This is a genomic window from Streptomyces sp. SID3343, assembly GCF_009865215.1.
Classification (GTDB): domain Bacteria; phylum Actinomycetota; class Actinomycetes; order Streptomycetales; family Streptomycetaceae; genus Embleya.
In genome coordinates this window covers 1-9,013 of the sequence record NZ_WWJX01001132.1, presented here as the reverse complement: position 1 = coordinate 9,013, position 9,013 = coordinate 1, and the positions used below count along the sequence as shown (strand labels likewise).

Below are 9,013 nucleotides of genomic sequence, written 5' to 3'. Positions count from 1 at the left end.
GGCAGGGCGTGGGGTCGGGTGGGGGGTGGGTGTGCCGCTTGCGCGGAGTTCGGCGCGTGCCCGGGCTGCCCAGGGGGCGGCGCCCAGGCGTTCGAAGGTGTCGAGGGCGTCGGTGAGTTGGTGCCGGGATGCGGAGGGGGACTGTGCGCGGCGGAGGCGTTCAGCGTAGGCGAGTCGGATCCGGGCCTGCGTGAACGGCCAGCGGCTTGCTCCCGGGGTCGCGAGCGCGGTGTCGAAGGCCTCGCGGAACGCGGCGGTCGGGGCGGTCATCCCCGTGGCGGCGGCCACGATCGTGGCGAGGCGGGGTGAGAGGTAGGCGACGCCTGAGCGTTGGATGTCGGCGACGTGCGCGCGCGCCTCCGCGGTCCGGCCGGCGCGGACGGCCGCCTCGACGAGGTCGAGCAGGACCCACAGTGCCGCGGGCTTGTGCGAGGGCACGGTCTGCGGCGAGCAGACCTCGACCGCGTGGCGGTAGGCGGTCTCGAACTCGCCGTTGCTCAGCGCGTCGACGGCCTTGGCGTGTGCGGCGAGCTGAAGGACGAAGTTGATGCGGTTCGGTGCCGCCCAGGCCGTCAGGTCGTCGGCGAGGTGCCGGACGGTCTCGCGCTCGCCGCGGGCGGCGGCGACCATCGCCCGGCTGTACTGCAGGAAGCCGCCGAGCAGCCGGTAGTGGTGCCGGGTCGTGACGGCGAGCCCCTCTTCGGTGAGCCGCTGGACGCCGTCCCAGTCGCCGCTCAGCACGCCGTCGAACCCCAGCAGCGCGTACGCCTTGAGTGCCGCCGCGACTGCGCCGCCGCCGCGGCCGTGCTCGACCACCCGCCACAGTGCGCCGCGGCATCCGGCGATCCGGTCCACGTACAGCGCCGCGATGCCCAGCTGTACCGTGTGGGCGTGGTCGGCCTGGTCGCCGATGCCGGCTATTGCCTCGTCGAGCAGCGGGAGCGAAGGCGCCGCCCGTCGGGTGGGCTCGAGGTACGTGGCGCCGAGCAGGCCGAGGACCCGCGGGGGTTCGGGGCCGATCCGGTCGAGGACCGCCCAGTAGTCGTCTGCCAGGTCGGGTCGGGAGCCGAAGGAGCAGTTCGCCTGCAGGACGTAGACGGTCTCGGTGAACAGCGCGTCCCAGGCTGCGACCGGCTGGGGGGTGGTGCGCAGGGCGCCGAGCAGTAGCCGGTGGATGGTGTCGATGTCGCCGCCGGTGTTCACCAGGTAGGAGGCGGCGGCGACGGCGGCCGCCACCGTGTGGCCGTGCCCGCCGTGTTCGGCGAGGTGCGTCTGCGGGTCGGTGAGGTCTCCGGTGACGTCGGCACCGAGGTAGGTCGCGAACATGGCGCGGCGGTGGTGCTCGTCGGGTTCGGGACTCAGCTCGGCGGCGCGCAGGAGGAAGGTGATGGCGCCGACCGGGTCGCCGCGTCCCTTGGTCTTCAGGGCGGCTTCCTCAAGGAGCTGCGCGATCTGCTCGTCGGGTGCCGACGCTGCCTCCGCGAGGTGCCAGGCGCGTCGCTCGGAGCCGGCCGGGTGCCGTCCCGCGAGCCGCCGGTGTGCTCCGCGCCGTTCTTCTTCGGTCGACAGCTCGACGACGGTGGACCGGGTGAGCGGATGCCGGAACCGGATTTCGCGGGTGACCGGGTGGATGCGGATCAGCCGTGCGCGCTCGGCCGGTTCGAGCTCGCCGGCCGGGAATGCCGGGAACCGGTAGCCGGTTCCGTCGAGTGCCGCGAGGAGCAGGTGGGCGCGCGTGTCGGCGGGCAGCGCGTCGATCCGCCGGGCGAAGGTCAGCTGCAGCCGTCGGCCGACCGGTGTGCGCCTGGGCGGAGGTTCGGTCGTCGGGCCGAGAGGCGCCGGGAGTTCGATCAGCGCGAGCGGGTTGCCCTGGGCCTGGGTGATCACCTGCCGGGCCGTCCGCGGCGGCATCTGGGGGAACGCCTCGGCGAGGAGTACCGCCGCGGCGGCTTCGTCGAGCGGTCCGACGGCAATCTCCGCGAGGCCGGCGCCCTCGAACATGCTGCCCTCACCGGTCCGAACGACGCCGAGCAGGCCGATACGCGAGCCACCGAGGCGCCGCGCGAGGATGCCGAACAGCGTGGCGCTCGCGCGATCGAGCCAGTGCAGGTCGTCGACCAGCACCAGCACGCCGTCCCGGCCGGCGGCTTCGGAGAGCAGGGCGAGCAGCGCGTTTGTCAGCGCAAGGTGGTCAGGCGCGGGACCGTGCGCGAGTCCCACGGCGACGCCGATCGCACGTCGCGCGTCGGGTGCGAGTACGGCGGTCTCGGCGGCAAGCGGGGCGACCAAGTGGTGGAGCCCGCCGAAGCTCACCTCCGCCTCGAACTCGATGCCGGACGCACGCAGGACGCGCATGCCGAGCTCGGCAGCATGGGCAGCGGCGGCGTCGAGGAGCGAGGTCTTGCCCACGCCGGCCTCGCCGACGACGAGCATGGCGCCGCTGTCTGTCGCCAAAGCGTCGACGAAGCCGTGCAGTACGTCCAGCTCGCGGGCGCGCCCCACGAGCCGACTGCCCCACATCCACCCCGGCACGTCGCGACTCTACTGGGCCCGCGGACGCCGTCGACAGCGGCGCGGGGCCCGAGGCCGGGGACCCGTTCCGCCCTGCGAACCGGTCGTCCGAACCGGTTCGTCACCTCCCACGTTGCACGTCGGCCACCGGTGGGGCCTGCATGTTTCGCCGACGGGCCCGCCGAGTCGGCGATCGAGCGGCGGACGAGGTGCCATCGCCGTACGTGGTTTCGCTTCCGCCGTCCGTACCGCGTCCTTGGGACGGAACCCGCGTGCTGGGACCGGAATTGCCCAGGGTAGGCAACTCGGTCGACAAGGCCTGCTTTCACGTGACGCGACGTGTCGGCCCGGAGTGCTCGCGCTGTGTCCCCGCCTATGGTGAAGGAGAGCAGCGCGCGCTCTCTCCGCGAAGCGCGGGGACTGCCGTGAGCCGTCGGGGATGCCTACCGCTGCCGGTCAGAGGCCGGCTGGGTCGTCGGGTCGGCCGGGTGTTCCCGCTGCCGGGCTCGTGTTCCGCTGGTCGTCGGCGTTCCAGCTGGCCAGGAGGCGGATCGCGTCGGCTTCGGGGGTGCCGGGCCGGGGGGTGTAGACGCTGATCACCTGGCTGGAGGCGGCGTCGATGCGCAGGGTCTCGTAAGGCAGGGTGATCTCGCCGATGAGCGGGTGCCGGAAGGTCTTGCTGCCCGCTCGCGCGACGCGCACGTCGTTGGCCGCCCACTGCTTACGGAACTCCGTGCTGCGCGTGGCGAGTTGCCCGATCAGTTCGGTCAGGTCGGGGTCGTCGGGGTGCAGGCCGGCCTCGATGCGCAGCGTCGCCACGGTGTCGGCGGTGATCCGGTCCCACTCGGGGAACAAGTCCCGGGCTCTTGGCTCGTCGAGGAACAGGAAGCGGGCGCAGTTCGTCCGTCCGGGCAGGTCGAATACGGGTGCGAGGAGTGCGCGCCCCAGGGTGTTGGCTGCGAGGATGTCGAACCGGCCGTTGAAGACCACGGCGGGCAGGTGGTCCATGGAGTCCAGGAGCACCCGGATTCCGGGATTGACCGAGTCTTTCGGTGCGCTGCGGCGCCGTTTGCGGGACGCGGGGGTCAGTGCGGCGAGTAGCCGGTCGAGGTGGGTGCGTTCGTCGTCGTCCAGGCGCAGGACGTCGGCGACGGCGTCGACGACTCCGGCGGAGGGCCCGGTGGCCTGGCCGCGTTCGAGGCGGACGTAGTACTCGGGGCTGACGCCGGCGAGTAGCGCGACTTCTTCCCTGCGCAGGCCTTTGACCCGGCGGCGGGTGCCCTGTGCGGGAAGGCCGGCGTCGGTGGGGGTGACCCGGGCGCGGCGGGTGGTGAGGAAGTCGCGGACCGCTGCCCGCGCGGTCTCTTTCTCGTCCATGGGACCGAGCATAGGCGCGACCCGCGTCCCGTATGGGGTCCCTGCGAGTACCCCTTTCCGCAGTGCCTGTCGGAGGTGGGGTGGACCGATGTTGTCTGGGTGTCGGCGAGATCGGGAGCGCCGCCGGATACCGCGGACGCGGGCCGGCTGTCTCCTTCCTATGCGCCTTCCTTTCACAACTCTCTACGAGAAACGAGTCTTACGATGCAGCACGCCATGTTGGGGAGGCAGAGGGTTTCCCGGATCGGCCTGGGCACCATGTCGATGTCCGGCACCCTCCTGTCCGGCGGCGCCCTGGACGACGCCGAGTCCGTCCGCGCCATCCACCGTGCGCTCGACCTCGGCGTCACCCACATCGACACCGCGGAGAGCTACGGCCCGTTCCACAGCGAGGAGATCGTCGGCCGGGCGCTGGAGGGCCGGCGTGACCAGGCCGTCATCGCCACGAAGTTCGGCATTCTGTCGCACGGCGGGGACGCAACCGCCATGTTCGACAGCAGTCCCGCCAACATCCGCACCGCCGTCGAGGGCTCTCTGAAGCGTCTGCGCACCGACCGGATCGACCTGTACTACCAGCACCGGGTCGACCGGAACACCCCCATCGAGGAGACCATCGGAACCGTGGCCGAGCTGGTCGCCGAGGGCAAGGTCTTGCACGTCGGCCTGTCCGAGGCCTCGCCGGACACGATCCGCCGCGCCCACGCCGTGCACCCGATTTCCGCGTTGCAGACCGAGTACTCGCTGTGGACCCGCGACGTCGAGGCCAAGTTGCTGCCTTTGCTGCGCGAGCTGGGTATCGGGCTGGTCCCGTACTCGCCGCTCGGCCACGGGTTCCTCACCGGCGGGATCCGCGCGCCGGAGGAGATCCCCGAGGGGGACTGGCGCAAGACCAATCCGCGGTTCATCGGCGAGGCCTTCCGGCAGAACCTACGGCTCGTGGACGAGGTTCGGGCCATCGCGGCGGAGGTCGGTGTCACCCCGGCGCAGATCGCGCTGGCCTGGCTGGTGGCCCAGGGCGGGGACATCGCCCCGATCCCCGGAAGCCGGCGCGTCGCCCGCGTCGAGGAGAACACCGCCGCCGACGGCGTCGTCCTGACCGCCGGCCAGTTGCACCGGCTCGACAGCCTCACGCCGGCCACCGGCGCCCGGCACGACGACTTCAACGAGTCCACGATCGACCGCTGAACCGGGCAGCGACCCGGGAGCCGCGCCCCGAACATCCAACCCACCGGGGTTCCCAACACACGAGAACCCTCGCCCCGCAGGAGGAACACCATGTCCGCAGCCACGTCACCGACCGAGCGCAACCGCGCGGTCGTCGAAGCCATGTTCGCCGCCGCGAACAAGGGGGACATCGAGGGAGTCCTGTCCCACCTGTCCGACGACATCGCGGTCATCGAACCGCTGTTCCTGCCTTTCGGGAAGGCCTACCACGGCAAGGACGAATTCCTCGCCCTCGCCCAGGTCTTGCCCGATTACCTCGACATCTCCTCGATCACGGTGCACTACACCATCGCCGACGGCGAACGCGTCGCGGCGTGCGTCGGCATCACCGACATCGCGACCGGGGAAGCGACCCGGTTCATCGAGCAGTTCACCGTCAAGAACGGAAAGATCGTCGAGAACCGGCTCTTCTACCACGACGCCGGAACCCTGGTCGACAAGCCCAAGGTTGTCTAACTGCCAGGCGAACCCGCCGGGCGCCCTCCGACACCCTCGGCACAAAGGCACCGGGACCTACGTCATTTGACGGGGGCGGCGACAGCAGCGGCATTCCTACAGTTCGGGACATGGGCCGCGTACTGGCCCGACTGACTCTGGAGGAATGATGAGCGACAACGCGCCACGCGGACACGTCGTGCTCGTCCACGGAGGGTTCGTGGACGGCTCCGGTTGGCAGGGCGTCCACGAGGCCCTCAAGGACGACGGCTACCAGGTGGCCGTCGTGCAGAATCCCACGATCTCGCTGGAAGGGGACGTGGCCGCCACGCGGGCGGTCATCGACGCGCAGCCGGGACCGGTCATCCTGGTCGGCCACTCGTACGGCGGGGTGGTGGTCACCGAGGCCGGGAACCACGAGAAGGTCGCGGCGCTGGTGTACATCGCCGCGTTCGCCCCCGACAAGGGCGAGTCCGTGAACACCCTGATCGCCGACCCGCCGCCCGGCGCTTCGGTCCCGCCGATCCTGCCGCCGGTCGACGGCTACCTGCTCCTGGACCGCGACAAGTTCGCGGCTGCGTTCGCCGGTGACCTGCCGCTCGCGCAGGCCGAGTTTCTGGCCGACTCGCAGGTTCCGTGGGGGCTGGACGCGGCGGGCGGCGCGGTCTTTACGCCGGCGTGGCGGACCAAGCCGTCGTGGTACCTGGTGGCGACCGACGACAACATGATCCCGCCGCCCGCCCAGCGCGCGATGGCCGAGCGGATCGGCGCGCAGACCGTCGAGGTCGCGGGCAGCCACGCGATCTACGTCTCGCAGCCCGCCGCCGTCGCCGACCTGATCAAGCAGGCCACCACCGCCTGACCACATCCGAACACCACACCACCGGGCGGCGCCCGCCGACCACCCCTGGACAAGGGGCCGGTCGGCGGGCGCTCAACCCGTCATGCCGCAGACCGGCGCGATCCGCCTCTGCCGCCCCCATTCCCCGCGCCCGCCCGGAACTGCCCAGTCACGCCGAGCAGATGCCGCAAGCCCAGGTGCGGGTCACCACCGGACACCGCCGAACTCGAGGAGAAGCACCATGAAGTCCCCGCGCAACCGCAGGAAGTTGGCCCTGGGCGCTGCGGCATTCACCCTCGCCGGTGCCGCAGTGTTCACCACTCTGACCCCTTCCGCCTCCGCCTCTGCCTCCGACGGAGACCGTCACCCCCACCCGCCCAAGCCGACCGTCGTGCTGGTCCACGGCGGGTTCGCGGACGCGTCCAACTGGAACGGCGTCATGTCCGGGCTGCAGAAGGACGGGTATCCGGTCATGGCGCCGGCCAACCCGCTGCGCGGCATACCCAACGACGCCGCCTACATCGCGAGCGTCCTGCGGTCGATCCAGGGGCCGATCGTGCTGGTCGGGCACTCCTACGGCGGCGCCGTGATCACCAACGCGGCGGCCGGCAACCCGAACGTCAAGGCGCTGGTCTACGTCGCCGCGTTCGTCCCCGACACGGGCGAGAAGCTCGGCGACATCATCAACAAGTACCCCGGCAGCGAGATCCAGGCCGCCCTGAACGCGGTCCCCTTCCCCAACCCGGACGGCAGCGCCGGCACCGACCTCTACATCCGGACGGACCGCTTCCGCGACGTGTTCGCCGCCGACGTCTCCAAGAAGGAGGCCGCGCTGATGGCCGCCGGGCAACGGCCTTTCAGTGCCTCGTCCTTCGAGGACGCGACCACCGCGGCCGCCTGGCGCACGATCCCGTCCTACGGTGTGGTGGCGACCGCCGACAAGGCTATCCCCGCGGCCGTCGAGCGCTGGGAGTACCAACGCGCCGGCGCCAGGCGAGTCGTCGAGGTAAAGGGCGCCTCGCACGTCGTCATGATCAGCAACCCGGGCGTCGTCGAGCGCCTGATCGAGCAAGCCGCCCGCGAAAACCGCTGACCTGCCGCAGTACCTCTCAAGGCGACGATCCCGCCTCACGCCCTTGCACCGCTCTTGCCCAGGGCGAGCACCGGCGTCGTGGTCAACCGACCCCGACGCCGGTCACCGGCCGCAGTCCAGCAGGTTCAGCCTCGCCCTCGGAAGGCTTCGAGGCATGCCCATCTCACCTGCCCCGCACCGCAACCGGGTGGCCTGGCACCGGCATCACCGGAAACCGACCCGGTATGGGGCAGGACAACCAAGCTTCCGGAACGGCGCCCGCACCCCTCGGCCCCCGCCCTCGTCGTGTTCAGCTCCCAGTGCGGGGACGACCTCGTCTGCGCCTTTCGTGCTCCCCACGGCATGGTGTGCTTCGCGGCGGTCGACCCCTGGGTAAGCCAGATCATTCACACCGAAGTCGCGACGGCGACCGCGCCTGCGCTGGGGCACGACGGCAAGTTGCACTGCATCGTCAACGCCTACAACCGCGACATGCAGTGGGGCACTTCCCCCAGCGGCCGCTACTGGCCTGAGAGCTTCCAGAAGATCGAACTCCGAAGCGGTGCCGCTCCGGCCGACGACGGCAAGCTCCACGGCTGCCCGGGCTCCAGATCGGTTACCGGGGCAGCTTGGTGGTGCGCTCGGGATGGGCGGCCGTGACATAGCGCATGGCGGTCTGCTCTGCGATGCCGAACAAGCGCATCAGCCTGAGCGGGTCGGCGGTTTCGGCGGCTTCGTCGAGGATGCGGTCCTGTCGCAGACCGCTCAGCGTCAGCCCACGGGGCAGGGCTCCCCGCAGCAGGCCGATGCTGACCGGCGGATGGTCGGGATCGACCGCAGACTTCTGGCTGACCAGCAAGTGAGGGTTGATCGAAGCCGGCCACCGCCGGTGGCGGCAGACGGTCCAGTCGGCGGCCAACTGGTGGGTGAGAGCTTCCAGGTAGAGGGTGTGTCGCAGCATGCCGCGCCGTACTTCGAGGGTTCCGCGGGAGAGGTCGAGGCCCGTGGTGCACAAAATCCGGATCTCGTGTCCGGGGAGGGCGTGGATGGCGACCAAGGCGACGACAAAGGCGGCCGAGCGGCGTCCTCGCCCGGTCGAGCAGTCCCACCAGGCGGTCGGATGGGATGGATCTCGGGATGCCCGGGGGGTTGCCCACCAGGAGATCCCGGGTGGGATCGCGGAAGATCACTCGCCTGCGTTTGAGCGCGCGGAACAAGCTGCGCAGGGCTGTGGCCAGTCCGCGGCGGGCGTAGCCGGACAGACCTTCCACAGCGTCCTCGATCCGATCCTTGGTGATCTCCCTCAGCGACGTCACGCCAGCCGTCGTGGTCCAGGCCGTGAGGGTCGGCTGGAGCGTGGCGAGGTAGCGGCGGATGCCGTCGTACCCGCGCGACTGGCCCTCGCGGGGGCCGTGCTCGCGCATGACCTCGACCCAGGTTCCCACCTCGCTCGCGACCGGCTCCGGCAGCGCGGCCAGTGCCGACTCGATCCACGCCAGGTCCGCGTTCCGATGCAGGTCGGGATCCCGCATCAGCAGGCCGCGGCTGCGCAG

7 protein-coding genes are annotated in these 9,013 nt (G+C 71.0%); 4 read left to right on the top strand and 3 right to left on the bottom strand.

Going from position 1 to position 9,013, the window contains the following annotated elements; all coding sequences use genetic code 11:
• Window positions 1–2,532 (bottom strand): ATP-binding protein (locus tag GT354_RS35755; protein ID WP_161358333.1); only part of this gene is annotated, 2,532 nt, incomplete at its 3' end.
• 435 nt (window positions 2,533–2,967) lie between these two features.
• Window positions 2,968–3,888, bottom strand: coding sequence for a helix-turn-helix transcriptional regulator (locus GT354_RS35750; protein WP_161360548.1), 921 nt, complete (start codon window positions 3,886–3,888; stop codon window positions 2,968–2,970).
• 204 nt (window positions 3,889–4,092) lie between these two features.
• On the opposite strand from GT354_RS35750, the gene GT354_RS35745 reads away from it, so the two are divergent.
• The 4 genes from GT354_RS35745 (at window position 4,093) to GT354_RS35730 (ending at window position 7,481) form a co-directional block, all read left to right on the top strand.
• Complete coding sequence (locus GT354_RS35745; RefSeq protein ID WP_161360547.1) at window positions 4,093–5,073, top strand: aldo/keto reductase; 981 nt, start codon at window positions 4,093–4,095, stop codon at window positions 5,071–5,073.
• 90 nt (window positions 5,074–5,163) lie between these two features.
• Window positions 5,164–5,568, top strand: coding sequence for a nuclear transport factor 2 family protein (locus tag GT354_RS35740; RefSeq protein ID WP_161360546.1), 405 nt, complete (start codon window positions 5,164–5,166; stop codon window positions 5,566–5,568).
• A 148-nt stretch (window positions 5,569–5,716) separates the two neighbouring features.
• On the top strand, window positions 5,717–6,409 hold the full coding sequence (locus GT354_RS35735) for an alpha/beta hydrolase (protein ID WP_161360545.1): 693 nt from the start codon (window positions 5,717–5,719) through the stop codon (window positions 6,407–6,409).
• Window positions 6,410–6,629: 220 nt separating this feature from the next.
• Window positions 6,630–7,481, top strand: a complete 852-nt coding sequence (locus tag GT354_RS35730; RefSeq protein ID WP_161360544.1) for an alpha/beta hydrolase — start codon at window positions 6,630–6,632, stop codon at window positions 7,479–7,481.
• Between the two features lie 595 nt (window positions 7,482–8,076).
• On the opposite strand, the gene GT354_RS54915 is transcribed toward GT354_RS35730, so the two are convergent.
• A complete protein-coding gene (locus GT354_RS54915) occupies window positions 8,077–8,517 on the bottom strand; it encodes a hypothetical protein (protein WP_237535797.1) in 441 nt (146 codons plus the stop codon).
• Window positions 8,518–9,013: the final 496 nt, after the last annotated feature.

What these genes read in the sequence shown, in the direction of transcription:
- GT354_RS35745 (WP_161360547.1), top strand. Translation starts at nt 4,093, where the DNA reads ATGCAGCACGCCATGTTGGGGAGGCAGAGGGTTTCCCGGATCGGCCTG.
- GT354_RS35740 (WP_161360546.1), top strand. Translation starts at nt 5,164, where the DNA reads ATGTCCGCAGCCACGTCACCGACCGAGCGCAACCGCGCGGTCGTCGAA.
- GT354_RS35750 (WP_161360548.1), bottom strand. Translation starts at nt 3,888, where the DNA reads ATGGACGAGAAAGAGACCGCGCGGGCAGCGGTCCGCGACTTCCTCACC.
- GT354_RS35730 (WP_161360544.1), top strand. Translation starts at nt 6,630, where the DNA reads ATGAAGTCCCCGCGCAACCGCAGGAAGTTGGCCCTGGGCGCTGCGGCA.
- GT354_RS35735 (WP_161360545.1), top strand. Translation starts at nt 5,717, where the DNA reads ATGAGCGACAACGCGCCACGCGGACACGTCGTGCTCGTCCACGGAGGG.